This is a genomic window from Nocardioides sp. LMS-CY (assembly GCF_018732145.1).
GTDB classification, from domain to species: domain Bacteria; phylum Actinomycetota; class Actinomycetes; order Propionibacteriales; family Nocardioidaceae; genus Nocardioides; species Nocardioides soli.
On the sequence record NZ_CP076104.1, the window covers coordinates 3012842 to 3038363 of the forward strand.

The following is a 25522-nucleotide window of genomic DNA, read 5'->3' on the forward strand; positions in this document are numbered from 1 at the left end:
GAAGTGGGCCAACGGCCCGAGCGCGCAGGCTCTAGCGCTGGTTCTTGCGGTAGGTCTGGACGAAGACCGCCACGAGGAGGACGCCGCCGACGGCGACCTGCTGCCAGAACGGGTCGATACCGAGCACCACGAACCCGTTCTGCAGCGTGGTCGGGATGAACACGCCGACCACGGTCCCGACGACCGTCACGACGCCGCCGAACGGGCTGGAGCCGCCGAGGATCGCCGCGGTGTAGGCCTGGAGCATGTCGTTGCTGTGGCCGGCGATCGTGGTCGTCGAGTACTTGGCGAGCGAGAGGAACCCGGCCAGGCCGTAGCACATGCCGGCCAGCGCGAACACCTTCATCCGGTGGAAGCGGACGTCGACGCCGACGCGTCGCAGGGCCTCCGCGTTCGAGCCGAGCGCCAGGGTGTTCCTGCCGAACACGGTCGAGCGGATGATGACCGCGACGATGATCGCCACGACGAAGGCGACGATCGTCGGCAACGAGACGACGTCCCCGAACGACCGGTTGCCGATGTTCCGGGTCAGCTCGGGGGGCAGGCCCCGGAGATCGACGCCGCCGGTGATCAGGTTGCTCGCACCGGTGAGGAGCCCCATCACACCGAGGGTGGTGATGATGGACGGGATCCGTGCGTAGGCGACCAGGGCGCCGCTGAGCGCACCGCACGCGGCCCCGCTCACCAGGCACACCACGAGGCCGAGTGCGATGCCGGTGCCCACCCCGCCGTCCCAGGCGATCATCACCTTCGCGCCGAGGATTCCGGAGAAGACGAGGACGGCGCCGATCGACAGGTCGAAGTCACCGACGGCGAGGATCAGCGTCGCTGCGACCGCCAGGACGATCAGGATGGACGCGTCCGACAGGATGTTGCTGATGTTCACCTTGCTCGTGAAGAGCCCGGGCGCCATCGCACTGAAGACGACGAGCAGCACGACCAGCGTGAACCAGACCAGCGCCGGCGACCCGCGGTAGAGGATCCGCTTCCTCAGGTCGGCGACGGACAACGACGACATCACAGCTCTTCCTCATCCGCGGCCTCTGCGCCGCTCATCAGATCGACGAGATCTCGCACCCCGATGTCCTCGGAGGCGACGCTCGCCACCGCCAGTCCGTGCCGGAAGACGACGACGCGGTCACAGATGTCGAGCACCTGCGGGAGGTCGTGGCTGACCACGAGCACCGAGAGCCCGTGCTCGCGGACGCGCCGGATCATCTTGCCCACCTGCTCGGTCTGCACGGGCCCCAGCGCCGCGGTCGGCTCGTCCATGATGATCAGGCGCTCGGCCCAGTGCGCCGCCCGGGCGACCGCGACCGCCTGCCGCTGACCACCGGACAGGTCCCCGACCGGGGTCGAGAGGTCCTTCACGGTCATCTTCAGGGTCACGAACGTCTCGGTCGCGACGCGGCGCATCTCGGCGCGGTCGACGAAGCCGAGAGCGCGGAGGACGCCGCCCCTGCGCAGCTGGCGTCCGAGGAACAGGTTCTCCACGGAGTCGAGGTGGGAGGCCAACGCGAGGTCCTGGTACACCACCTCGATGCCGAGGTCGCGCGAGGCGGCGGGCGAGCCGAGCGTGGCCGGCGCGCCCTCGACGTAGATCTGCCCCGAGTCGGCGGGCCGGACACCGGAGATCGCCTTGACCAGGGTGCTCTTGCCGGCGCCGTTGTCACCGACCAGCCCGACGATCTCGTGCTTCCCCACGGTGAGCGAGGCACCACGCAACGCCTGGATGTGTCCGAAGGTGACCTCGAGATCGCGGACCTCGAGCAGCGGCTCGGTGAGGATCATGCGCTCGAGCCCTCGGGAAGCACGAACCGGCCCTCGGCGTCGAGGTCCAGGAACGGCGCGTACGCAACCTCCCAGGGGTAGCCGTCGAGGTCCAGGAAGTACGCGGAGTAACCGGGATAGCCACCCCAGTCCCGCTCCCCCGGCTCCTGGTGGATCGTCGCGCCCGCGGCCCGCGCGATCTCGATGATCTCGTCGACGTCGGCGGGGCTGTGCCCGTTGACGGCCAGCGTGAAACCGCCGAAGCTCGGCGCCTTCTCGAGCTCGGTCCCGAGCTGTGCATCCGCCGTGAGCAGCGCGAAGGGCACGAGCCCCAGCACCGTCGAGGGCGTGATGACGAAGGTGCACATCGCGGGATCGGAGACCTCCGACCGTCGCCACCCGAACTTCTCGTAGAAGGCGACGGCGCGATCGACGTCGGCAACGCCAAGCGTGACGATCGACAGTGCGTGGCGCATGGACGACCCTTCCAGTCAGGTTGACCACTTGACCGGTCAACTTGGCATATTCTTGGGGTCGAACTGGAAGATCCGCAAGACCCTGGCGCGAACTTCTCGCGTCGAATGCAGAACCCGGGCGCCGAGCGCCTGAGCGCCCCGAGCCCGGACCGTTCGCACGATACGTTGTCGCCTACGCGCGACAGGAACCGAAGGAGGTCGCGATGACCCGACTCTCGCGTCGCGCTGGCGACCCACCGCTCTACGCACAGCTCGCCGAGGTCCTGACGTCGCAGATCAGCGCGGGCGAGTTCAAGGTCGGCAGCCTGCTGCCCCCCGAGCACTCCCTCGCGAACGCCTACGGACTGAGCCGGGCGACCGTCGTCAAGGCCCTCGACACGTTGGCCGACCGTGGTCTCGTGGTGAAGCAGCAGGGCAAGGGCACGTTCGTGACCTCCACCCCGCTGGACCGGCCGCTGAACGGACTCGGTGGCTTCACCGACCACGTCACCAGTCTCGGAATGAAGCCTGGACAGCAGCTCCTGTCACGCGGCGAGGTCGCCGCCACCGAGGACCCCCTGCACGAGCCGTACCGGCCCGACTCCCGACTCTACGAGCTGGTCCGCCGGCGCCTGGTCGGCAACACCCCCGTCGGCACGCAGCACAGCGTCCTGCCCTACGAGGTCGCCGACGCGATCGGCCTGGACGACGACGGCGTGCTCGAGCCGTCGTTCTCGTTGTACGCCCGCCTGGAGCGCTCGCCGTATGCGCCCCGGCGCGCCCGCGAGACGCTCCGCGCGATCAACTGCTCGGAGGAGGACGCGCTCACCCTCGAGGTCGACCCCGGCACCGCTCTCATCGAGGCGATGCGCGAGTCGACCGACGGCTCGGGTCGCGTCGTCGAGGTCGTCCGTGCCCGCTACCTGGGCTCGTGGTACGTGTACCGCGTCGAGCTGTCCTGACCGGCAGGAGGCGCTACGGCTTCGGCTCATAGTCCCCGCCGAGTGGGCGCAAAGTAACCCTCCAGCCGGCGCAAAGTGACCCTCCAGCCGGCGGGCGGTGCTGATCCCCACCCTGGCCAGGAGCCTCCGCTCCCGAGCCGATTGAAGATCCCTTCAGGTCCGCAACGCGGTGACCGGCAAGGACGACCTGGCGGCCGCGAGGATCACCTGGGTGACGTGTGAGGCCGGGGCGTACCGTTGGGGATACGAAGCCAGTCAGGCTTCCTCTCAGAAGAGAACGCCATGAGCGACAAGTCGCCGCGCCAGAGCATGTCCAAGAAGTCCGGAAAGTCCATCAAGGAGAAGCGCGCCGAGAAGCGCAGCAAGGCGACCGAGGAAGCCATCGCCGACAAGGTCCACCCGACGAAGAGGAAGTGACGCTGCCGGCGACCCACCGGTCGTGCGCGCACAACCTCGTGCGGCGGTCGGTCAGGGCCCAGCCGGTACCGTGGAGGCAACAAACCTGTTAGGCCAGGCTCGTTGAGCCTCCAAGGCAGGAACGAAGGGTGGACGTCATGACGACGTCACCGAACGTGCCTTCCCTCGAACCGCGGACACGGGGACCCTTGCGACTGTGTCTCGCCGACAGCCCGTCACTCGGAGCCCCGGAAGGCGCCTGGTGGCCCTGGTCGCGGAACCTTCAAGAAGAAGCCGCTGATCTCGTGGATCACTTCCCAGAGTCAGCCGGACGGATCTATCGGCTTCTCTTCTCGCGCCCAGACTGGGACGATGTCACGCCCGCCGGCGACCACGGCGTCCGCCCGATCGCGGCAGAGCGTGGCCCCGTGAAGGTCGGGTCGTTCCCCAGCGACGACACGCGTCTGATGATCTTGACCCTGTCGTCCGGACGCCGGCTACGACTCGTGGTCATTCCGAGCAATACCAATCGCGTTGACGGCGAACGCCTCTTGTCGGCTGCCGGGGCGATCGACACGCAGCCCGGCGACGCCGCGGACTGGGACCGCTGGTGTAGTGAGGGCGCACACGGCTGACCGCACTCGGAGGGAGTCCGTCGACGGCTTACGTCATGGGTGTACGGCATCGGATGGAGTCGCCCCCCGGCAGCGCTCACCCCGTGCCCGTCGCCAGCCCTGGTTGCCGGCGGGTGCGAGCCATCCAGCTGTGGTGGCGTGCGAGCGCCACCGCCTCCGCCTGCGACGCGACCTCGAGCTTGCCCAGGATGCTCTTGATCTGGGTGCGGACGGTGTGCGGGGAGACCACGCGCCTCGCGACGATCTCCCGGACCAGCCGCCCCTCGACCAGGAGGTTGAGGACATCCCGCTCCTGCTGGCTCAAGCTGGCCAGCCGCTGGCTGTCCCCACGGTCCGCCCCGTGGTGCCGACGGTACTGCTCGATCTGGTGATCGCGCTCCTGCTGCTCGGCGGGCGAGGCGGCGCGCTCGGTGCTGCTGAGCACCGCGAGGAACTGGTCGAGCGGCATCGTCTTCGCTGCGACCGAATGAGCCCCTAGGAACAGCGCCTCACCCACCCGGACCGGGTCGCCCGAATCGGTGAGCGACATGACACAGTAGCCGGCACCGGTCAAAGACTGCAGCATCGCACCCCCGTCGCCGTAGCCGGACTTGAGGTCCAGCGTCGCGACGACCACGTCCGGTCGCGAGCGCATCACACCGCGCACCAACGACCCCACAGCCGGGCCTGCCTGCGCCGAGACCGCGCGGCAGACATATCCATGCCGCTCCAGCACACGAGCGACCAGCTCCAAGAACAGGTCGTCGTCATCCACGAAGGTGACCCGCCGCCGCCATCCCACGTGGCTCTCCGACATGTGCACGCGACGATCTGCTCCCTGTTCGCCCGCGACGAAGGCGCCCGTCGCACACGCGCGAGGCGCAGCAACGCCGTCGAGGCGGAAGGACTCTGAGCTGCTCATGCGCCCAAGCCGTGCTCCGGACCCCAGAGCACAGCTTGAGATGTGCTGCTGACCCCGATCTTCCGGTAAGCCGCCCGGATACAGGTCTTCACTGCTGATATCCAGACAGCCTGCTGCGCGATCTCCTGATTGCTCCCGCCACAGCAGATGAGCGTGTTCATCCGGACCTCACACTGCGAGAGCACGGCGCGGCCGGGAGCAGATGAGCGCCTCGCCGGCTCCTCCCCCAGACCGATGTAGACGGGCGCGGCCCGATCGCCGGAGAAGGACGACGGGCTGGGCGAGCCCGCTGCCGACGAACTCGTGGGCCTCCTGGAGGCCGGCACGCGTCCCGGGCCACCGCGGGCGAGGCTCCGGGCTGGCTTCGAGCAAGCGCCATCCGCACGCCCCGGCGGCACTTCCCGTTGGTTCGTCATACGCCCTCCATGATCGTCGTGGGTAGTCGCTCGAAACGAGGCGATCGGCCCTGGTTGACGACCTTCGAGAGAAGGACCCTCGGCGAGGCTGCGATCACTGCCTGCTGCCGGGTCCAGGGCAACACCCACGCATGGTGGTCGCGCCAGGCTACCACTCGACCAGCCCGAGGACCGAGCGCGTGGAGGACGGCGTCCAACGGTCGCCGCACGGTGCACGGCTGCCGTTGGTGATCCAGAAGAACAGGCGCGGGCTAGGCTGGAGGAAGCAGTCGTCCTGGACCCGACGCCTCGTCGCACATCCGATGACGTGAGGGATCTCCATGGTCGAACCCCCTGCTAGCGGCCTCCTCCAGGTACCGGCGCTCCCGGACCGAAGCCCGGCTGCCGAGAGCAGGCGGCGCCGGACGACGAGCAGCTACACAGACCTTGCCGCGAGCGTTCGCGCCAGTGGATTGATGGATCGCCGCTACGGCTACTACTGGAGCCGAATCGCGGCCTGCATGGCCGGCTTCGCTCTCCTGTTCATGGCCGTTGCCAGGGTCGGTGACTCCTGGTGGCAACTGGTGCTCGCCGCACTCCTGGGGATGCTGCTGACCCAGTTCGGCTTCCTCGGCCATGACGCCGCGCATCGCCAGATCTTTGCCAGCGCAGCCTGGAACGACTGGACGGCTCGGGTGCTCTCGGGCGCCTTCGCCGGCCTGAGCTACGGCTGGTGGCGCGGCAAGCACAACCGACATCACGCCACGCCGAACCAGGAAGGACGCGACCCCGACATCGTGTCTGGGTTATTGGCGTTCACTCGCGACGTCGCGGCGGGTCGGACCACCCCGGCACGGGGATGGTTCCTCCGTCACCAGGGCTGGTTGTTCTTCCCCCTGCTGACCCTCGAGGGACTCAACCTGACCTTGGCAGGGGTGCGGCACTTGACGTCCCGGAGGGATGTGCCACACCGATGGACCGAGCTGTCCTTGATCGTGGCGCGGCTGTCCCTCTACGTCGCGGCACTGTTGGTCCTGCTAACCCCGGTGAAGGCGCTCGCGTTCTTCCTGGTCCAGATGGCTGTGTTCGGACTCTGCCTGGGCGCGTCGTTCGCGCCCAACCACAAGGGTATGCCGATCGTGCCGCACTCGATGAAACTCGACTTCCTGCAGCGTCAGGTCCTGATGTCGCGCAACGTCCGCGGCGGCGTCGTCGTCCGCGCGATGATGGGTGGGCTGAACTACCAGATCGAACACCACCTCTTCCCGAGTATGCCGCGGCCCAATCTCCGGCACGTCCAGCCCGTCGTCAGGCAGCACTGCGCCACGCACGGAGTGCCCTACACGGAGGTGGGCGTGTGGACGTCGTACGGCATCGTCGTCGACTACCTCAACCACGTCGGTCTCCGCGCCCGCGGTCCGTTCGACTGCCCGCTAGCCGGGCAGCTCGGCCGATGACCGATCGCCCGCGTCCGGTGTCCGTCGATCCCCGACGGCTAGAATGGCCGTCCTGACGAATGATCCGCGCCGGCGGAGGACACGTCGCGAGAGCGGCGGCGGAAGGAAGCACATGACTTCCTCACTCAGCGCCATGAGGACCGAGTTGAATGCCGCGATGGCGGCGGCAGCGCCGGGCATCTCCGCCGCCAACGAGCTGTGCGTGACCTGTGTGGGCTTGTTCGGCATCGACGGCGCCGCGGTCTCGATGGTCTACGAGGGAGCGTCACGGGGAACGTTCGGCGCAAGCAGTGAGACCGGCCGCCGGCTCGACGAATACCAGTTCACCTTCGGAGAGGGTCCGTGCCTCGACGCGGTCGAGGCGCGCGAGATGGTCCTCGCTCCCGACCTCGACTCCCCACGGGAACAGCGGTGGCCGCTCTTCGCCGACGCTGTCTTGGACGACGGCATCCGTGGCGTGTTCGCCTTCCCCGTCATGATCACCTCGGCGTGCGTCGGGGCTCTCGACCTGTTCCGCGCCGAGCCGGGTCCTTTGAGCCCCGATCAGATCTCCGGCGCCATGCTCGCTGCCGAGCTGGCGTCCAAGCCGCTGCTCGACCTAGTCGCCGGAGCCGGCCATCCCGATCTCGATGAGCTGGGCGGCGCCGGCGCCGGCGCCGGCGCCGGGTCAGGGGATCTCGCGGAGGTGAACCGGATCGAGGTCTACCAGGCCACCGGGATGCTGATCGCCCAACTCGACGTCGACGCCGCCGAGGCGCTCGTGCGGTTGCGAGCCCATGCGATGGCCACCGGCCAGACCGCGATCGAGGTGGCGCTGGCGATCGTGCAGCGCAGACTAGTGCTGGACCGAGACGACCACGACGACCACGACGACGAGGGTGACGACGGCGGTCCGGCAAGGAGGCTCTCATGACCGACGGCAGGGAGCGCGACATCATCCACGCCTTCGTAGGCCTGTCCAACGAGCTGGTCGAGGAGTACGACGTCGTCGAGATGCTCTCGCTGCTCACGATGAACTGCGCCGGGTTGCTCAACGTCGCGTCGGCAGGCCTGCTCCTGGCGGACGGGCAGGGGACGCTCCACCTGGTGGCATCGTCCTCCGAGCGCACCCATCACCTGGAGGTCTTCCAGCTCCAGCGTGAGGAGGGCCCTTGCCTGGACTGCTACGCCGTGGGCGAACCGGTCATCGTCCCCGACCTGGCCACCGAGGAGCGGCGCTGGCCGCAGTTCTGCGGGGCCGCCGTCGCCGCGGGGTTCAGGTCGGTCCACGCGTTGCCAATGCGACTGCGGGAGACCCCTCTCGGGACCTTGGGCCTCTTCGGGGTGGAGGTCGGCCAACTGGACGATGACGACCTGGCGCTCGCCCAGGCCCTGGTGCATGTGGCCAGCGTGGCCATCGTCAACGAGAGGTCCGCGGCCGACCTGGCAACCGTCAACGCACAGTTGCAGCACGCCCTGACGAGCCGCATCGTCCTGGAGCAGGCCAAGGGAGTGATCGCCCACACCGCCGGAGTCGAGATGGAGGACGCCTTCGCCATCCTGCGTCGCTACGCCCGCGACCACGGCCGCCGACTCAGCGAGGTCGCAGCCGAGGTCGTGAACCGTGAGCTTCCGGGCCAGGCGCTGCTCGACCACGCGAGGTCCGCCGCCCTTCTTCCCTGAGCCCGGACGTCGATCCGTCAGGAGGACGACCTGGCTCACCTGCAGAACCGGCTCCAACCCAGCGGTTCCGCTGGGTCGGAGCCGGTTCACATCGGTCGGGCTGACAGGATTTGAACCTGCGACCCCTTGACCCCCAGTCAAGTGCGCTACCAAGCTGCGCCACAGCCCGAACGGTCGCCACCTTGTGAGCAGCGAGCCGCGTGAACACTACCGCAGCCCGGCCGGTTCCCCGGAATCGGGTCGCGCTACGGAGAGGCGCCCGGCACGCTCCGGGCAGCACGACCCCGGCGGGGCCGGTCAGCCCATCGACTTCTGCCCGTCGATGGTCTCGCGGAGGATGTCGGCGTGGCCGGCGTGCTGGGCGGTCTCGACCGCGATGTGGGCGAACGCGCGCCGGGCCGACCAGCTCGCGCCCGGCTCGAACCACGGCGCCTCGGGCAGCGGGTAGCGCCGGTCGAGGTCCACGGTCTCGACCAGCCGGTCGGTCTCGCCGGCCACCACGTCGTAGGCCGCCAGCAGGCCCTCCAGGGTCTCGCCGTCGAGCATCCGGAAGCCGTTCTGGTGCTCGATGATGAACGCCGGCGGGTTCGACCAGTCGATGTTCGCCCAGTCCACGTCGGGCTGCGCGGCGGGGCCGTGCGCCACGAAGTCGGCCCAGGTCTTCTCGGTCGCGGTGACGTGCTTGATCAGGCCGCCGAGGCAGAGCTCGCTGACGGTCGGCCGGCTGGCGGCCTGCTCGTCGGTGAGGCCCTGGACGGTGAACCGGAAGAGCTCGCGGTGCTTGCGGAGCAGGTCGAGGAGGTCGGCGCGTTCAGTGGTCATGCCTCGACTCTAGGAACCGATCAGGCCGGTTGCTGTCCTCAATCCGGGTGGATCTGGGCTACCGCTTGCGCTTCTCGCGCGGCCGCTGCTGGAGCACGATCGGCGTGCCGACGAAGCCGAACTCCTCGCGCAGCCGACGCTCGATGAACCGCTCGTACGCCGCGTCGAGCTTGCCGCTCGTGAAGAGGATGAACGTCGGCGGCGCGGTCGTCGCCTGGGTGCCGAAGAGGATCTTCGGCTGCTTGCCGCCGCGCACCGGGTGCGGATGCTCGGCGACCAGCCGGCCCAGGAAGCCGTTCAGCGCGCCGGTGGAGATCCGGGTCTCCCAGCCCTCCAGCGCCTTGTCGAGCGCCGGGACCAGCCGGTCGACGTGCCAGCCGGTGCGCGCGGTGACGTTGATCCGCGGCGCCCACTGCACCTGCACCAGCTCGCGCTCGATCTCCCGCTCCAGGTAGTAGCGGCGCTCCTCGTCGACGAGGTCCCACTTGTTGAAGGCGATCACCAGCGCCCGGCCGGCCTCGCGGACGGTCTGCAGGATGCGCACGTCCTGCTCGGAGATCGACTGGTCGGCGTCCAGCACCAGCACGGCCACCTCCGCGCGGTCGATCGCGGTCGAGGTGCGCAGCGACGCGTAGTACTCGTGACCGGAGGCCTCCTTGACCCGCTTGCGCAGGCCGGCGGTGTCGATGAAGCGCCAGGTGCGGCCACCGAGCTCGATCAGCTCGTCGACGGGGTCGACGGTGGTGCCGGCGACGTTGTCGACGACGACGCGCTCCTCCCCCGCGAGCCTGTTGAGCAGCGACGACTTGCCGACGTTCGGCTTGCCCACGATCGCCACCCGCCGCGGGCCGCCGACCTCGGGTTCGCGCTCCGGCGGCGGCTCCGGCAGGGCCGCGAGTACGGCGTCGAGCAGGTCGCCCGAGCCGCGGCCGTGCAGCGCGGAGACGGGGTAGGGCTCACCGAGCCCGAGGTTCCACAGGCCGTACGCCTCGGCCTCGGTCCGCTGGTCGTCGACCTTGTTGGCGGCCAGCACGACCGGCTTGCCGGACTTGCGGAGGATCCGCACGACCGCCTCGTCGGAGTCGGTGATCCCGACGGTCGCGTCGACGACGAAGAGCACGGCGTCGGCCAGGCTGACGGCGACCTCGGCCTGGGCGGCGATCCGCTCGGCGAGGCCGCGGGCGTCGGGGTCCCAGCCGCCGGTGTCGACGACCGTGAACGCGCGGCCGGCCCAGTCGGCGTCGTACGAGACGCGGTCGCGGGTCACGCCCGGGACGTCCTCGACGACGGCCTCGCGGCGGCCGATGATCCGGTTCACCAGCGTCGACTTGCCGACGTTGGGGCGCCCCACGACGGCGAGGACGGGGACGGGGCCGCTGTTCTCGGGCTGCCCCTCGGCGGCGGCAGGCTCGAGCTCGGTCATGGTGCTCCTTCGTCGGTGACCCCGGTCGGTGGGTCTGGATCTACGTCGGTCGGCGGCAGCGGACCCGGGAGCTCCCTCCCGGTCGACGCGCGCGCCCGGTCCAGCTGGACCAGCATGTGCTCACGGAGCAACAACGACGCCTTCTCCACTTGTTCCCGGGTGCGCGGCCACGGGGCGGCGTCGGTGTGCCACACCTCGCCGAAGACCATGTCGACGGTCGCTCCCCGTGCCGGGAGCGAGCCGCTGGTGCCGCCCGGCTCGCGGCTCCCGAGCATGATGACTGGTACGACGGGCGCGCCCGACACCAGCGCCAGGTAGGCCGCGCCGCGGTGGAACCGCTCGAGGTCGCCCGCGCCGCGGCTGCCCTCCGGGTAGATGCCGATCGCGCGGCCGCTGCGCAGCGCGCGGACGCAGGTCTTCACCGCGCGCGGGTCGGTGTGGAAGCGGTCCAGCGGGATCTGCCCCGAGGCCCACAGGAAGCGGCCGAGCAGGCCGCGGAACATCTCGATCTTGGTGAGCGCGTGCACCGGCCGGGGCGCGAAGATCGCGAGCAGCGGCCCGTCGATGACGCCGACGTGGTTGGAGGCGAAGATCACCGGACCGGTCGCGGGGACGTGCGACCGGTGGTTGACACGCACGGTGTAGCGGCGCCGGATCACCCAGCGCGCGAGCGGCCGCAGGGAGTGCAGCAGGTAGCGCGGCGCGCCCTTGACCCGGTCGCTGCGCGGCGGGGCCAGGTGGGCGCGCTGGGTACTCATTGCGGGGTCCCCGCAGACTCGACCAGCGACACGACCAGGCCGATGACCTCCTCGAGCGTGGCCGACGTGGTGTCGATGTGGACGGCGCCGTCGGCCTGCACGAGCGGGGCCGCGGCCCGGCCGGAGTCGATGCGGTCGCGGGCGAGCAGCGACGCGCGGGTAGCCGCGACGTCGGCGCCACCCTGCTCGGCGGCCCGGCGCGCGGCCCGGGCGGCCGGGTCGGCACTCAGGTAGACCTTGACCGGCGCGTCGGGTGCGACGACCGACCCGATGTCGCGGCCCTCGACCACGATGCCGCCGCGGTCGGTCTCGGCCGCGATGACGGCGCGCTGGAGCGCCAGGAGTCGGGCCCGCACCTCGGGAACCGCACTGACCGGCGACACGGCCGCGTTGACCTCGTCGCTGCGGATGGCGACCGCGACGTCCGTGCCGTCGACGGTGATCGTGGGGCCGAGCGGATCGGTGCCCGACACGATCTCGGGCTCGCCGCAGCGCGCGGCCACCGCGGCCGGGTCGTGCACGTCGACGCCGCGCTCGAGCATCCACCACGTCATCGCGCGGAACATCGCGCCGGTGTCGAGGTAGCGCAGGCCCAGCCGGTCGGCGACCCCGCGCGAGGTGCTCGACTTGCCGGACCCCGAGGTGCCGTCGACGGCGACGACCAGGCCGGCAGGAGCGGTGCGTGCGGAGCTGTTCACGGGGCCGCAGCCTACCGGTGCGTCAGCCAGCCGCGGGATTCGAGCGACGCAAGCAGGTGGTCGGCGCGGGACTCGTCGACGATCAGCTCCACGAGGCCGACCTGACGGCCGAGGTCGTGGTCGATGCGCACGTCCTCGATGTTGACCTCCGCCTCGCCGGCCGCCAGGAACAGCCGCGCGAGCACGCCGGGCTCGTCCGGCACGGAGACGAAGACCGAGGCCGTGGGCCGCACCGGGCCGCCGTGCTTGCCGGGGATCGCGAGGGTGCCGGCCACCCCCTGCTGCAGTACGGCGGCGAGGGCGTCGCCGTCGGCGGCCGCGATCGCCCCGATCAGGGCGTCGAGCTCGCCGCGGACCTCGCCGAGCAGCCCGAGGACGGCGGCGGCGTTCGCGGCGACGATCTGGCCGTAGAGCTGCGGGCTGCCCGCGGCCACCCGGGTGACGTCGCGGACCCCCTGCCCGGAGAGCCGGAGGTGGTCGGCGGGAGCGTCGGCGAGCCGGCCGGCCGCCAGCGACGCGAGCAGGTGCGGCACGTGGGAGGTGCGGGCCACCGCCCGGTCGTGGTCCTCGGGGCTGAGCCGGACGACGACGCCGGCACACAGCCCGACCAGGTCCTCGACCAGCGCGACCGCGTCGGGGTCGGCGTCGGGATGTGCCGCGATCGCCCACGGGCGGCCCTCGAACAGGTCGGCGGTGGCGGCGAGCGGGCCGGACCGCTCGCTGCCGGCCATCGGGTGGCCGCCGACGTAGCGACGGACCCGCGGATGGTCGTGCACCGCCGCGAGTGGACCGGTCTTGACGCTGCCGACGTCGGTGACGACCGCGTCCCCGGCGTCGAGCGCGGCCGCGATCGACGCGCCCAGGTGGTCCGGGGGGACGGCGACGACGACCAGCTGGGGCCGATCTCCGTCCGCGCGCGGACGGCCGGCGCCGAGGGCGGAGGCCGTGCGGACGTGGTCGGCCGAGACGTCGGTGAGCAGTACCTCGATGCCGGCGCGGCGGCAGGCGAGCGCCACCGAGGTGCCGAGCAGGCCGGTGCCGATCACCTCGACCGGGCCGGTCAGCTCCCGCCGGCCCTCACTCATCGTCGGGGACCGCCCGGACCCGGGTCAGGTCGCGCCGCAGCGCGGCGGCGCCGTGCAGGTAGACGTGCGTGATGTCGGAGCGGGGCAGGTCGGTCTCGACGTGCGCCATCATCCGCACCACCCGCGGCATCGAGCCCTCGATCTCCAGCTCGCGCGCGCAGATCAGCGGGATCTCGCCGAACCCGAGCCGTCGCGCGGCGTACGCCGGGAACTCCGAGTGCAGGTCCGACGTCGCCGTGAAGATCACCGAGATGAAGTCGTCGACCTCGAGTCCGTTGGACTCCATCACGTCGGTGACCATCTCGGCCACCCGCTCGAGCATGTGGTCCCGCACGTCGTCTTCGAGCTGGGTCGCCCCTCGCACTGCCCTCACTGCCACGCCTAGACCCTAACGAGAGTCGCGGTGGCCGCGTGCGGCAGTCTCAGGACGGCTGGTAGCTGCCGAACGACCAGTGGTTGCCCTCGGGGTCCTCGACGCTGCCGCCGCGGCCCCCGTAGTCCTGGTCGACCATCTCGCGGAGCACCGTCGCGCCGGCGTCGATCGCGCGCTGGAAGACGGCGTCGGGGTCGTCGGTGACGAGGTACGCCGCCGAGCCGCCGACGTTCGTGACGGCGCCGTCAGGGCGCTGGCTGCCGAACATGATCCCGCCGCCGCCCGGCCACAGCCACTCGGCGTGCACGACGACGGTCGGGTCGGCCTCGTCGCGGTACGTCGCGTGCTCGGTGAACCCGACGGCGCGCAGCCACGCGATCATCGCGTCGGCGTCGCGGAAGGACATCGTGTGCCAGAGCCGGACCTCTGCTGCATCGCTCATGACGCTCACTCTCCCCCGTCACCGGGGTGGAGGTCTTGAAGGAACGGGAACTCCTCGCGCAGCCACGTGGTCGGCGGGCAGCCCGCGAGCGCCACCCACTCGCGGGTGAGGTGGGCCTGGTCGGCGTACCCGCACCGCTGCGCGGCCTCGGCCAGCGGCACCCGCCCGAGGATCGCGCGGGAGCGCTCGAACCGGCCCAGCCGGCGTACCTGCTGCGGCGTCAGGCCGCACTCGCCGCGCACCAGCGTGCTCAGGTGCCGGCGGCTGTAGCCGACGTCGTCGGCGACCTCCTGCACCGTGGCGCCGCGGGTCAGCCGGGCGAGCGCGCGGCCGACCTCGGGTCGCGGTGCGGCGTCGGTCAGCTCGCGCAACAGCGCCTGCTCGACGATCGCGGTGCGCTCGGCGGGGCGAACCGCGGCCAGCCGCTCCGGCAGGTGCCGCAGGGCGGCGACCTCGTCGACCTCGTCGAGCTCGACCAGCGCCCCGACCAGCTCGGCGGCCGGCATCCCGAACAGCGCCCGCGCGCCGGCCGTCGTCAGCGCCAGCTGGACCCCGGCCTGGTAGCCGTCGTGGTGGATCTCGGCCGGGTGTGCGTGCAGTCCCGACAGCGTCGACCAGCGCCGGCCGCGGCTCTCGGCGTCGCCCGCCCACCCCACGTCGAGCGGCTCGCCGACCGGCAGCACGAACGTGAGCGTCGTGCCGGGCAGCCCCCGGTGCACCCCGGGCCCGCCAAGGTCGACGTCGTACGCCGTCAGCGAGGCGACGTACGGCGCGAGGGTCGGATGGATCGCGGCGTCCACGTGACCACGGTAGCGGTGGTTTCGAGGCTCGTCGCTAGCGCTCCTCGCACCTCAACCACCGACGACGGTGGTTGAGGAGGTTGCGCTAGCAACCGTCTCGAAACCACGCACCAACACGACCCAGCCCCCGGCCCAGACAGGTGGTTTCGAGACAGGCGCCAGCGCGCCTTCCTCAACCACCGTGGCCGATCGCGGTCCGACGACGGTGGTTGAGGAGGTTGCGCCAGCAACCGTCTCGAAACCACGCACCAACACGACCCAGCCCCGACCCGGGCAGGTGGTTTCGAGACAGGCGCCAGCGCGCCTTCCTCAACCACCATGACCGATCACGGTCCGACGACGGTGGTTGAGGAGGTTGCGCTAGCAACCGCCTCGAAACCACGCACCAACACGACCCAGCCCCCGGCCCAGACAGGTGGTTTCGAGACAGGCGCCAGCGCGCCTTCCTCAACCACCGTGGCCGATCGCGGTCCGACGACGGTGGTTGAGGAGGTTGCGCTAGCAACCGTCTCGAAACCACCCCGCCCACCATCAGAGCTGGGCGCGGTCGAGCAGGTCGCCGAGCTCCGTCCGACTCAGCGCCCGCATCTCCCCCACCGGCAGCCGGCCGAGCGTGACCGGGCCGATGGCGGTGCGGGTGAGTCGACGCACCGGGTGTCCCACGTGGTCGAGCAGGCGGCGCACGATCCGGTTGCGCCCCTCGTGGATGACCAGCTCGACGATCGAACGCGCCGGCGACGCCTCGACGATCCGGGCCTTCCGCACGGTCACCGGCCCGTCGTCGAGCGTCACTCCCTCGAGCAGCTGCTTGACGATCCGGCGGTAGACCTCGCCCTCGACCTCGGCGACGTAGGTCTTGTCGACCTCGTAGGACGGGTGTGCCATCCGGTGCGCGAAGTCGCCGTCGTTGGTGAGCAGGATCAGGCCGGAGGTGTCGGTGTCGAGGCGGCCGACGTGGAAGAGTCGCTCCGGGCGGTCGGCGACCAGGTCGCCGAGCGTCCTGCGGCCCTCGGGGTCGGACATCGTCGAGACCACGCCCCGGGGCTTGTTCAGCACCAGGTAGACCTTCTCGGAGATCGGCGGCAGCCGCTTGCCGGCCACCCGGATCACCGCGGTGCGCGGGTCGACCTTGGTGCCGAGCCGGGTGACGATCTCGCCGTCGACCTCCACCTGCCCGTCGAGCATCAGCTCCTCGCACTTGCGCCGGGAGGCGACGCCCGACTGGGCGAGCAGCTTCTGCAGCCGGATCAGGCCCTCGTCGTCGGTCTCGATCGTGGGATGGTCGGCGATCACGTCGGCTCGGTCCCGCCGTCGGGCTCGGTGCCGTCGCCGCTGTGCGGCGAGTGCGGGTGCGCGGGCGCGACCGGCCCGGGTTCCGTCGCCGGCTCGGGCTCCGACGCCACCGGCGTCGGCGCGACCATCTCGGCCAGCTCGTCCTCGAGGTCCTCCATGTCCGGGAGGTACGGCGCGAGCTCGGGCAGGTCGTCGAGCGAGGTGATGCCGATCCGCTCGAGGAAGTAGCTGGTCGTCCGGTAGAGGTTCGCGCCGGTCTCGTGGTCCTGCCCCGCCTCCTCGACCAGGCCGCGGGTCAGCAGCGTGCGCATCACGCCGTCGACGTTCACCCCGCGGATCGCCGAGACCCGCGCCCGCGACACCGGCTGCTTGTACGCCACCACGGCGAGCGTCTCCAGGGCGGCCTGCGTCAGCCGGGCCTGCTGCCCCTCGAGCACGTAGCCCTCGACGACCGCGGCGTACTCGTCGCGGGTGTAGTAGCGCCAGCCGCCGCCGACGTTGCGCAGCTCGAAGCCGCGGCCCTGCTCGGTGTACTCCGCCGCCAGCTCGTCGAGAGCCGCGGTGACGGCGTCGACCGGGTAGCCCACCGCGGTGGCCAGGGTCATCGTCTCCATCGGCTGGTCGGCGACCATCAGCAGCGCCTCGAGCGAGGGACGCAGCGCGGCCACCGGCACCGCGATCTGCTCCTCGACATGCTCCGCCGGGGCCTCCACCTCGGTCTCGGTCTCGACCTCGGTGTCACTCATCGCCGTCATCTCCCTCGTCTGCCGCACCCTCTGTCGCATCCGCTGCCGACTCGTCCACCTCGTCGGGCGGCGCCCCGTCGAACTCGTCGGTGACCAGCTCGTCGACGGAGGTGTCGTCGTCTCCCGTCCACCGTACGGTGAGCTCGCCCAGGGGCGTGAGCTGCTCGAAGCCCACCGCCCCCTCGCGGAACAGCTCGAGCAGCGAGAGGAACCGCGCCACCGTCGTCAGCTTGTCGGGCGAGTCGCCGCAGAGCGCCCGGAAGGTCATCGCACCGCTGCGCCGCAGCCGCTCGACCACGAGCGCGGCCTGCTCCCGCACGCTCACCTTCGCGGCGTGGATGTGGTGCAGCGTGAGCTCCAGCACGGGCTTCGGCTCCAGCGCCTTCGCCGCGAGCTGGGCGAACTGGTCGAGACCGATGCCGATCAGCACCTCGGGCAGCAGGCCCGCGTAGCGCTCCTCGAGCCCCACCGACCGCGGGTGCCGCCGCGACTCGACGGCCAGCCGCTCCTCGAGCACGGTGGCGACCTGCTTGAACGCCTTGTACTGCAGCAGCCGCGCGAAGAGCAGGTCGCGGGCCTCCAGCAGCGCGAGGTCCTCCTCGTCCTCGACGTCGCCCTGCGGCAGCAGCCGCGCCGCCTTGAGGTCGAGCAGGGTCGAGGCGACCAGCAGGAACGACGTCGTCTGCTCGAGGTCCCAGCTCGACCCCATCGCCTTGACGTGCGCGATGAACTCGTCGGTGACCTTGGACAGCGAGACCTCGGTGATGTCGAGCTTGTGCTTCGCGATCAGGCTGAGCAGCAGGTCGAAGGGGCCCTCGAAGTTGTCGAGGCGCACCTCGAAGGCCGGCGCGCCCTCCCCCGTGGCCGAGGACACGGCGGCGACGGCTCCGTCGGAGTGCTGGAGGTCGGCGGTCATTCCTCGGTCAATCGTCGCACCAGGGCACTGTCGTCGCCGTTGGCCTCGAAGTCGGCGAGCGCCATCGCGATCGCCTCCCGCACGAGCCGCCCGCGATCGACGGCCAGGCCGTGGGACCGACGCAGCACGAGCCGGGCGTGCTCGAGGTCGAGCAGCTCGTCGGAGGTGACGTACACCGTCATCTTCTCGTCGTGACGCACCCGGCCGCTCGGCTTGCGCGGGCGCTTCGCCGCGGCCTCGGGAGCCGCCGGCCCGGTCGCGACCTCCGGCTCGGCGGCCGCGGGCGGCTCCGCGGCGGGAGCGGTACGCCGGAAGAGATCGTCGGCGGCGGGCAGGCTCACGCGTCTGGCCACCGAGCCAGCACCTCCTTGGCCAGCTGGCGGTAGGCGTCGGCACCCGAGGACGACGAGGCGTACGTCGTGATCGGCTCGCCGGCGACCGTGGAGTCGGAGAACTTCACGGTCCGGCGGATCACGGTGTGGAAGACGGTGTCTCCCCAGGCCTGCACCAGGCGCTCCATCACCTCGCGGCTGTGCAGGGTGCGGCCGTCGTACATGGTGCCGAGCACGCCGTCGATCTCGAGCTTGGGGTTGAGCCGCTCGCGCACCTTGTCGATCGTGGTCTTCAGCAGCGCGACGCCGCGCAGCGCGAAGTACTCGCACTCCAGCGGCACGATCACGCCGTCGGAGGCGGTGAGCGCGTTCACGGTGAGCAGGCCGAGGGACGGCTGGCAGTCGATGAGGATGACGTCGTAGTGCTCCAGGGCCGGCGCGAGCACCCGCTGCAGGGTCTGCTCGCGGGCGACCTCGTGGACCAGTTGCACCTCAGCGGCCGAGAGGTCGATGTTCGACGGCAGCAGGTCCATGCCCTCGACGCCGGTCTTGACGACCACTTCGGAGACCTCCACGTCCCGCTCCATGAGCAGGTTATAGATGGTCAGCTCCATCTCGTGGGGGTTGAGGCCCAGCCCGACCGAGAGCGAGCCCTGCGGGTCGAAGTCGACGAGCAGCACCTTGCGGCCGTACTCCGCCAGCGACGCACCGAGGTTGATGGTGGTCGTCGTCTTGCCGACCCCGCCCTTCTGGTTGCACATCGAGATCACCCGGGCGTGCCCGTGGCTGGTCAGCGGGCGCGGCTCCGGCAGGTCGGGCAGCGGCCGGCCGGTCGGGCCGAGGACGGGCTCCGGGGTGGCCGGGCGCTCGAACGGCAGGGGGTCGGACACGGGCAGCTCATCTCGCGGGTCGGGGGAAGGGACGGGCGTGCGGACCAGGGGTGGCATCTCGCCGGCTGCGCCGGAGGGGGGAACCGATCCGCCAGCGGTGCCACCTGCGTTCATCCGACGCTCCTCCCCGACTTGTCGACACGGCGACTTGTGGTCGACACCGGGCGAGCCTAGAACCGCCCTCGGACAGCGACAACAGCGGGGCGGAAACCCCCAAGCCCACGGGGAAATCTGTTGATGGACTGTGTACGGGCCCCTCGGGCGATGCACAGGTGCCGGGGTTCCTGTGCACAGCCCTGTGGAGGAAGCTCAGTCCTGCGTGCTGCCACTCCGGGCGCCGTAGACCAGGTCGACGTACTCCCGGTGCCTGCCGATCCAGCCCTTGATGAACGGGCACAGCGGCAGCACCTGGCGCGAGCCCTCGGCGCGCACGTCGTCGAGGGCGAAGCGCGCGAGCGCCGAGCCGACGCCCCGGCCCTCGAACCGCCGGTCCACCTCGGTGTGGGTGAAGGTCACCAGCTGGTCGGTGAGCAGGTACTCGGCGAACCCGGCCAGCTCACCGTCGATGTGTGCCTCGTAGCGGCTCCGGTCGGGGTTGTGGGTGGTCTGCACGTCGGACATGCACCCAGCCTACGGACCCGGGCTCGACACGGTTCCGGGCCGACCGGCTCGGAACGGTCCGATCGCGGCCGCGTGCGGTGGTTTCGAGGCTCAGGCGCCACCGCGCCTTCACACCTCAACCACCGACTGCTCGACCACGATATGTCCCGAACGCAGGTCGGCGTCCGCTTGGACGACGAAGCTCCCACCCGGACGATGAAGGTCCGTCGTCCCAGGAGGAGTCTCGTCGGCCGGCCGACGAAACTCCTCCGTCGCCGCTGCCCCAGGGTCAACACCAGCCACAGGTTCACCAAGGGATGACGGTCAGACCACGCCTCCCCCGGCGAGTTGAGCCAGGGAAGCGCAACGTCGGCCTCATCCCGTGATGAACCCCCGCCCCCGCGCACCGGGACGGTGGTTTCGAGGCTCGGGCCTGGCGGCCCTCACACCTCAACCACCGTGGGGGCGAGGCCAAGCGGACCGACCACAGGTCGACGTCCTCCCGATAGGCGCCGAAATCGTCCGGAGACAGCGGGGTCAAGGGCGGCGAAGCCGCCGCAGGGAACCCTTGACCCCGCTGACGGAGGACGAACACTGGCGCCGCCGGGAGGACGCCGACACTCCCCCAGCGCGGGACAGGTTTCGAGGCCTGGCGGCCCTCACACCTCAACCACCGTGCGAGGCGGTGCTTGAGGCTCAGGCGCCAGCGCGCCTTCACACCTCAACCACCGTGCCCGACCGCTCAGGACAGACACCCCGAGCCGCTACCGATCCGGGTCATGCCGGTCAGGTCGCCGGCACCGAACCTGGCGTTCCTCGAGGTGGCGGCGCCGTACATCAGCTGGGTCGGGGTCACGGCGTGGCCGAGTCCGAGCGCGTGCAGGATCTCGTGCTGCATGATCTGGCCCCAGCCGCTGCCGTCGAAGCCAGGGGCGATCGGCATCCCGGGCTCGGCGTCGAGCACCAGGTAGCCGAGGACCATCCGCCACCGGACGTCCGCGTCGAGGGTCCTCCGGCCGGTGCCGCCGCCGACGCCGACGACGGTGCCCGACAGCTTCGGGAACTGGGCGGCGGTCGCCCAGGAGACGACCAGGTCGACGCTCGCCCCGGTGATGTCGGCGTCGGCGCCGCGGTAGCCGGCGGCGGTCCGCCCCGCGTACTGGAACTGCAGGCCGGAGGCGGCGGAGATCCGTGCGTACGCGCGGACGACGTCGGCGAACGCGCCGTCGTAGGTCTGCTGGTCCGGATTGTAGGCCCAGCGGACCGGCGCGCACGGGTTCCACCGCGAGCCCTCGTCGAAGAGGTAGCTCCAGTCGCTCGCCGGCGGCGCCGGCTGGTAGTCGGCCGGCAGCGGCTCCGGAGCGACCATGGTGCCGGGCGCGAGCGTCTCCCAGGCCCCGGCGTCGACGGCCGTGGCCGTCATCGTCACCCGCACCGTGCGGCTGCGGACCTTCGCCCGACCCCGGGAGGCCGGTGCCTCGGCACGGAACGTGCGGGTCGTCGCGGCGTTCCCGGCCGCGACCCGGAAGGCGAACGCCCCGGACCGGGACGAGCTGGTGCGCGCGACCTGCTTCCACCGGCCGCCGACGCGCTCGAGCAGGTGCACCGGCCGCGGGCGGGCGCGCTTGCCGGCCGCGCTCCGGACCAGCGTGGTGACCACGTCGCCGCGCAGCCGGACCCGGCTGCCGGTGCTCGCCGAGCCGGGCCCGGTCAGCACGATCGGGGCGCTCGCGCGCATCCGGACGACGTCGGACGTTCGGACGCTGGTCGTCGGCCGGTCCGCCTCGCTCGCCGGCCCACCCGCAGCGACCAGCAGGCCGCCGAGCACCGCAAGTGCCGCGACCACGGCCGACGGGCGGCGTCGGCGGGCGTCGGAGGTCAGGGGCATGCGGCGGCTCCGGTTCGAGGCGGTCGGGATGTTTGTACCAGTCGGATCGGCCACCCGACCGCCGAATCTGAGTGCTCGGCCGCGCCGGAGTCGTCGAGCCGAGCCATGGGCCGTCAGCGCAGCTGCCAGATCAGCAGCACGACGAGCACGACCACGACCACCGCCAGCAGCCCCGTGAGGACGTAGAGCCGGCGCGTGACCCGCCTCGTTCTCAGGTACTCGGCCGAGAACTCCAGCTGGTAGAGCCTCAGGTATTCGGCGGCGAGGTCCCACTGCTGGTTCGCGTCCTGCGGCTGGACCTTCTCCTGTGCGGCCGTCTCCGACGCGGCGATGAACTCCCGCTCGTGCGGGTAGGCGTCGTGCTCGTGCGCCGTCAGCCAGGCCGCGCCGGCGACGATCCGCTCGGGCGGCAGCAGCAGCTCGGGCCGCTTGTCGTCGGCCCACGACCTCGCCTCCGTCGGGATGATCTCCAGGTCCTGCCTCCGGCGCCACCGCCGGTTGTCGTCCCGGACCGGGTTGAGGAACCGGTCGTGCACCAGCTCCCACCACTGCCGGTGGAGCCGGGTCTCGGACCTGATGATGTGCCGTGCCTCGAGAGTGGCCAGGCACCGCTCCGTGCGCTTGCCGCCGTCGCCCGGGCCACGGTCGGCCTGGTTGCGCCAGCCCTGCTCGGTGATCAGGTGCGCCTCGAACCAGTCACGGATGATCCGCTCGGGTATCCGACTGCGCCGCACCGCCTCCTCGACGCAGTCGTGGTAATGGCTGGCGAGGGCGCGGTCGACATGCTGGAGCAGGTCACCGAGGTCCTCGAGCTCGATGACCTTGCGCCCCTCCCGCACCGGATCCAGCTTCCGCCAGAGCTTCAGCAGCACGGTCTGGAGGATGACGCCCTCGACGTACGGGCTCGGTTGAGGCTGCGGAGGACTGCCGGGGCTCTGCACGAGGATCGTGCACAGGTTGTCGAGGATGCGGTCGGCCGCCTCGGCGGTGAATGTGACGCCGTACAGGCGCTCGGTGGGCTTCATGATCGCCTCGCGAGCCGCCGGTCGCTCGAGGAGGCCGAGGCGGTAGCGGACCGCGAGCTCACCGGGCACCAGGTAGGAGACGGTCTCGAGCTCGCCGAGCAGATCCTCGCGCATCACGAACAGGGTCCAGATCGGCTGGGCGTCCAGGAGGTCGCCGAGGTCGGAGAAGAACTGGATCCGGCCGTCCACGTCGGTCGGGTCGAGGGTGAACACCTCCTCGAACTGGTCGAGGATCAGCACCAGCGGTTCGGAGGTCCCGCCGTCTCCGGACGTCTGGTAGGCGTCCTTCAGGTACTGCGCGAGACTCATGCCCGCCAGCTGCTCGCTGGTCATCTGCCGCTTCGTCCCGCGCGCGCTCTCGAGCGACTCCATGATGCTGTAGGCGTAACGGCCGGCGACGGCCGGCTTCCCCAACGGCTGCAGGTTCACCCGCACCGGCGGGAGGGGGCTGAACCGCTGCCGCCTCAGCACCCGCAACAGGCCGTCCTCCGCCTGGATGAGCGAGGTCTTGCCCGCTCCGGACGGCGAGTGCAGGACGACGATGCGCTCGGCGACGAGGAGATCGCTCAGCTCGAGCAGCTCTCGATCGCGCCCGTAGAGCTTGTCACCGTGCCCGAAGGCCCTCGGCCCGACGTACGGGTTCGTGCTGGGCTTGGACGACGCGAAGGTCGGTCTCAGCTGGACCATTGGCTCCTCAGCTCCGTGAGCAGCTCGGACGGCGTGCCCCAGCGCACCGCGAAGTGCGTCGCCGTGCTGCTGTAGTACTGCTCCAGGTAGTCCTGCACGGCGTCGGCCTCGATGACGTCGCTCTCGGGGGTGACCTGCACGGCGATGTGGGCGAGCGTCCGCAGCCGGGGCGTGGCCCCGCCCATCGTGAAGATGCTCCGGAACAGCACCCGGAAGTCCCAGTCGTCGAGGCCGAAGCCCATCATCAGCAGGTTGTTGTTGGTCAGCTTGCTCTGCAGGCCCTTGAGGACCTGGCTCTTCGCCGTGGTCCAGGTGGTGAGGTACTTGAAGTAGTCGTCCTCGGTGAGCACCATCGAGTCCGGGTCGTCGAAGCCCCCGAAGAGGCGGACGACGGTGGGGGCGCCCGGGTCCGGCCGGCTGTTGCTCCGGTTGGTGACCCGGCCCCCGTCCCACGGGAAGTCGACGATGTTGGGGGGCCGGTGCGCGTCGGCGAGAGCGTCCTCCAGCAGGGTCGTGAAGCTGGTGGTGAAGTAGATGGGGAACGGCAGGTCGGCCAGGATCGCGTACGGGTCCTCGGGATCCTGGCTGCGTTGACGTCTCCCGATCTGGCTGATCAGGCGGTTCAACCTGGGCCCCTTGGCCACCTGACCGGGCGCCTGTTCGTCGGCCTCGCGGATGTCCGCCTCGGTGAGGCCACCGTCCTCGAGGACCCGTTCGGTGAGGTACCTGACCAGCACCGAACGCGGATAGCGGGCGTCGTGGGCCACGGCGAGGTACTGGCTGACCCTGGCGAGGTCGTTGCTGGACCCCGGCGTGATCGGCACCTGCAGGCGGGCCGCGATGCCCCGCGCGATCTGCTGCCGGTCGGGGAAGAACCCGGTGCTGAGCCGCGGACCGATGATCGGCGTGCACATGCTGTCGTGCATGGCGTCGACGAACACCTGCATGCTCGGCGCGCTCCCGGGGGTGAGGTACCCGGGCGAGTACCAGATCATCCCGGCCCGCAGCCTCGTGAGCAGGACCGGGGCCCACCAGTCCCAGCGCTCCCTGACGGCCGTCCTCGCGTCGAGCATCGCCTGGTAGATCGACCCGGTCTGCTGCAGCGTCGTGAAGAACATCGGCATGAATGCCTCGACGGTCGGCACCGTCGCCCGGCCGTGCATCCCGATCACGGTGGAGATGCCCGCGCCGCTCAGCATCGGGCCGAGCGCGACGGCCGACTCGCCCATGCTCGTCGCCTCCGGGTCGGCCTCCGAGGCGGCGGTCTCGCACGACGACAGCACGACGAGCGTCGGCGGGCGGTCGAGTGCCGTCATCGCCTCGGCGAACAGCCCGCCCGCCACCGGCGCGACTCCCCCCGACTCCGAGTCGAGGTAGAGCACCGGGCCCTGCTCGTGCAGCGCGCCGTGGGCGATCAGGTAGACGATGTCGTAGCCGTGGCCCTGACGGTCGGCGTCCCTGAGCAGCGCCGTGATGCCGTCGAGGGTCGCCTTGCCGCGCTGACACAGCACCGTGGTCGCGATGGGCTGCAGGCACCGCTCCGCCCGGCTCGCCTCCTCCTGGGAGTTGATCGGCTGCAGGGGACGGCCCCCGCCGCCGAACTCGCCGTACCGTGCCAGCTCGGACGGCTCCGGGTCGGCGGCCACGACGAGGGCCCGCAGGTCGCCCTTGGTCCGCAGCGAGACGGTGCGGTGCGCGCTCGGGTTGACGAACCGCGTGAACGTCATCCGGGGCTGCAGCGCGATCGGCTTGCCGTCCCGCGGGTCGAGCAGCAGCTCCCAGCGCACGGTGTGGTACTCGGCCGGGGCGAGCCGGTCGAGCATCAGCCGCACGTGCAGCAGGATCCCCGCGTCCGCTGCGAAGGTCGCCATCTCGATGAAGATGTCGCGCAGCTTGGGGATCGCGAACAGCTGCTGGCTGAGCGATACGGCGTAGGCGTCGAGCTCGGGGACCAACGCCTGCAGGGTGACGAGGTCGAGTCGGAACGGCTTGTGCGGCAGCTCGAAGAAGCGGACCTCGTCGGAGGTCGAGGCATGGAGCGTCACGTCGAACGCGGCCTGTTCGGCACTCCACGACAGTCCGATCTGGAACTCCGCTGCGTGCTTCATGCC

27 protein-coding genes and 1 tRNA gene are annotated in these 25522 nt (G+C 70.9%); 6 read left to right on the plus strand and 22 right to left on the minus strand.

Annotation, left to right across the window (positions count from 1 at the left end; all coding sequences use genetic code 11):
* Positions 1–31 precede the first annotated feature (31 nt).
* From KM427_RS14440 to KM427_RS14450, 3 genes are read right to left on the minus strand one after another with little or no spacing between them, the layout of a single operon-like run.
* Positions 32–1018, minus strand: a complete 987-nt coding sequence (locus KM427_RS14440) for an ABC transporter permease (protein ID WP_183594380.1) — start codon at positions 1016–1018, stop codon at positions 32–34.
* Positions 1018–1791 (minus strand): ATP-binding cassette domain-containing protein, encoded by a 774-nt coding sequence (locus KM427_RS14445; RefSeq protein ID WP_215524314.1) that lies wholly within the window; start codon positions 1789–1791, stop codon positions 1018–1020. Before KM427_RS14445 ends, KM427_RS14440 begins: the two co-directional genes overlap by 1 nt.
* Positions 1788–2246 (minus strand): VOC family protein, encoded by a 459-nt coding sequence (locus KM427_RS14450; RefSeq protein ID WP_183594378.1) that lies wholly within the window; start codon positions 2244–2246, stop codon positions 1788–1790. Before KM427_RS14450 ends, KM427_RS14445 begins: the two co-directional genes overlap by 4 nt.
* A gap of 203 nt (positions 2247–2449) precedes the next feature.
* On the opposite strand from KM427_RS14450, the gene KM427_RS14455 reads away from it, so the two are divergent.
* The 3 genes from KM427_RS14455 (at position 2450) to KM427_RS14460 (ending at position 4218) form a co-directional block, all read left to right on the plus strand.
* A complete protein-coding gene (locus KM427_RS14455; RefSeq protein ID WP_215524315.1) occupies positions 2450–3187 on the plus strand; it encodes a GntR family transcriptional regulator in 738 nt (245 codons plus the stop codon).
* 282 nt (positions 3188–3469) lie between these two features.
* Positions 3470–3604, plus strand: coding sequence for a hypothetical protein (locus tag KM427_RS25735; RefSeq protein WP_286674195.1), 135 nt, complete (start codon positions 3470–3472; stop codon positions 3602–3604).
* A 137-nt stretch (positions 3605–3741) separates the two neighbouring features.
* Positions 3742–4218 (plus strand): DUF5994 family protein, encoded by a 477-nt coding sequence (locus KM427_RS14460; RefSeq protein ID WP_252275407.1) that lies wholly within the window; start codon positions 3742–3744, stop codon positions 4216–4218.
* Positions 4219–4294: 76 nt separating this feature from the next.
* Here KM427_RS14460 and KM427_RS14465 read toward each other — a convergent pair whose 3' ends face one another.
* On the minus strand, positions 4295–4972 hold the full coding sequence (locus KM427_RS14465) for a response regulator transcription factor (protein WP_215524317.1): 678 nt from the start codon (positions 4970–4972) through the stop codon (positions 4295–4297).
* A 1018-nt stretch (positions 4973–5990) separates the two neighbouring features.
* Here KM427_RS14465 and KM427_RS14470 point away from each other — a divergent pair.
* The 3 genes from KM427_RS14470 to KM427_RS14480 all read left to right on the plus strand — a co-directional run bounded on the left by KM427_RS14470 (position 5991) and on the right by KM427_RS14480 (position 8633).
* The gene (locus tag KM427_RS14470) at positions 5991–6971 is read left to right on the plus strand and encodes a fatty acid desaturase family protein (protein ID WP_252274516.1); all 981 of its coding nucleotides are present in this window, start codon (positions 5991–5993) and stop codon (positions 6969–6971) included.
* Positions 6972–7104: 133 nt separating this feature from the next.
* The gene (locus KM427_RS14475) at positions 7105–7884 is read left to right on the plus strand and encodes a GAF and ANTAR domain-containing protein (protein WP_215524319.1); all 780 of its coding nucleotides are present in this window, start codon (positions 7105–7107) and stop codon (positions 7882–7884) included.
* The gene (locus tag KM427_RS14480; RefSeq protein ID WP_215524320.1) at positions 7881–8633 is read left to right on the plus strand and encodes a GAF and ANTAR domain-containing protein; all 753 of its coding nucleotides are present in this window, start codon (positions 7881–7883) and stop codon (positions 8631–8633) included. The genes KM427_RS14475 and KM427_RS14480 overlap by 4 nt, the downstream gene beginning before the upstream one ends.
* A gap of 95 nt (positions 8634–8728) precedes the next feature.
* Here KM427_RS14480 and KM427_RS14485 read toward each other — a convergent pair.
* The 18 genes from KM427_RS14485 to KM427_RS14570 all read right to left on the minus strand — a co-directional run bounded on the left by KM427_RS14485 (position 8729) and on the right by KM427_RS14570 (position 25519).
* A tRNA-Pro gene (locus KM427_RS14485) sits at positions 8729–8802 on the minus strand.
* A gap of 128 nt (positions 8803–8930) precedes the next feature.
* Positions 8931–9455 (minus strand): DinB family protein, encoded by a 525-nt coding sequence (locus KM427_RS14490; RefSeq protein WP_183594364.1) that lies wholly within the window; start codon positions 9453–9455, stop codon positions 8931–8933.
* A 58-nt stretch (positions 9456–9513) separates the two neighbouring features.
* Positions 9514–10878, minus strand: coding sequence for a ribosome biogenesis GTPase Der (gene der / locus KM427_RS14495; RefSeq protein ID WP_183594363.1), 1365 nt, complete (start codon positions 10876–10878; stop codon positions 9514–9516).
* Positions 10875–11636 carry a lysophospholipid acyltransferase family protein gene (locus tag KM427_RS14500; protein ID WP_183594362.1) on the minus strand — a complete coding sequence of 254 codons (762 nt, stop codon included), beginning with the start codon at positions 11634–11636 and terminating at the stop codon, positions 10875–10877. Before KM427_RS14500 ends, der begins: the two co-directional genes overlap by 4 nt.
* Positions 11633–12334, minus strand: a complete 702-nt coding sequence (gene cmk, locus KM427_RS14505; RefSeq protein WP_252274518.1) for a (d)CMP kinase — start codon at positions 12332–12334, stop codon at positions 11633–11635. Before cmk ends, KM427_RS14500 begins: the two co-directional genes overlap by 4 nt.
* Positions 12335–12345: 11 nt before the next feature.
* Positions 12346–13419 (minus strand): prephenate dehydrogenase, encoded by a 1074-nt coding sequence (locus KM427_RS14510; RefSeq protein ID WP_215524321.1) that lies wholly within the window; start codon positions 13417–13419, stop codon positions 12346–12348.
* On the minus strand, positions 13412–13798 hold the full coding sequence (gene aroH / locus KM427_RS14515) for a chorismate mutase (protein ID WP_183594360.1): 387 nt from the start codon (positions 13796–13798) through the stop codon (positions 13412–13414). Before aroH ends, KM427_RS14510 begins: the two co-directional genes overlap by 8 nt.
* A 43-nt stretch (positions 13799–13841) precedes the next feature.
* A complete protein-coding gene (locus tag KM427_RS14520) occupies positions 13842–14234 on the minus strand; it encodes a VOC family protein (RefSeq protein ID WP_215524322.1) in 393 nt (130 codons plus the stop codon).
* Between the two features lie 5 nt (positions 14235–14239).
* A complete protein-coding gene (locus KM427_RS14525; protein WP_252274521.1) occupies positions 14240–15034 on the minus strand; it encodes a helix-turn-helix domain-containing protein in 795 nt (264 codons plus the stop codon).
* Between the two features lie 531 nt (positions 15035–15565).
* The gene (locus tag KM427_RS14530) at positions 15566–16324 is read right to left on the minus strand and encodes a pseudouridine synthase (RefSeq protein ID WP_183594795.1); all 759 of its coding nucleotides are present in this window, start codon (positions 16322–16324) and stop codon (positions 15566–15568) included.
* Positions 16324–17073, minus strand: a complete 750-nt coding sequence (gene scpB, locus KM427_RS14535; protein WP_215524323.1) for an SMC-Scp complex subunit ScpB — start codon at positions 17071–17073, stop codon at positions 16324–16326. The genes KM427_RS14530 and scpB overlap by 1 nt, the downstream gene beginning before the upstream one ends.
* Complete coding sequence (locus KM427_RS14540) at positions 17066–17989, minus strand: segregation and condensation protein A (protein WP_252274525.1); 924 nt, start codon at positions 17987–17989, stop codon at positions 17066–17068. The genes scpB and KM427_RS14540 overlap by 8 nt, the downstream gene beginning before the upstream one ends.
* Positions 17986–18342 carry a hypothetical protein gene (locus KM427_RS14545; protein ID WP_183594356.1) on the minus strand — a complete coding sequence of 119 codons (357 nt, stop codon included), beginning with the start codon at positions 18340–18342 and terminating at the stop codon, positions 17986–17988. The genes KM427_RS14540 and KM427_RS14545 overlap by 4 nt, the downstream gene beginning before the upstream one ends.
* A complete protein-coding gene (locus KM427_RS14550) occupies positions 18327–19217 on the minus strand; it encodes a ParA family protein (RefSeq protein WP_425490209.1) in 891 nt (296 codons plus the stop codon). The genes KM427_RS14545 and KM427_RS14550 overlap by 16 nt, the downstream gene beginning before the upstream one ends.
* A 303-nt stretch (positions 19218–19520) precedes the next feature.
* The gene (locus tag KM427_RS14555) at positions 19521–19832 is read right to left on the minus strand and encodes a GNAT family N-acetyltransferase (protein WP_215524324.1); all 312 of its coding nucleotides are present in this window, start codon (positions 19830–19832) and stop codon (positions 19521–19523) included.
* A 721-nt stretch (positions 19833–20553) separates the two neighbouring features.
* Entirely contained in the window at positions 20554–21699 is a 1146-nt protein-coding gene (locus tag KM427_RS14560; RefSeq protein ID WP_215524325.1) for a zinc metalloprotease, read from the minus strand.
* 113 nt (positions 21700–21812) lie between these two features.
* Complete coding sequence (locus KM427_RS14565; protein WP_215524326.1) at positions 21813–23411, minus strand: nSTAND1 domain-containing NTPase; 1599 nt, start codon at positions 23409–23411, stop codon at positions 21813–21815.
* Entirely contained in the window at positions 23399–25519 is a 2121-nt protein-coding gene (locus tag KM427_RS14570) for an SIR2 family protein (RefSeq protein WP_215524327.1), read from the minus strand. The genes KM427_RS14565 and KM427_RS14570 overlap by 13 nt, the downstream gene beginning before the upstream one ends.
* Positions 25520–25522: the final 3 nt, after the last annotated feature.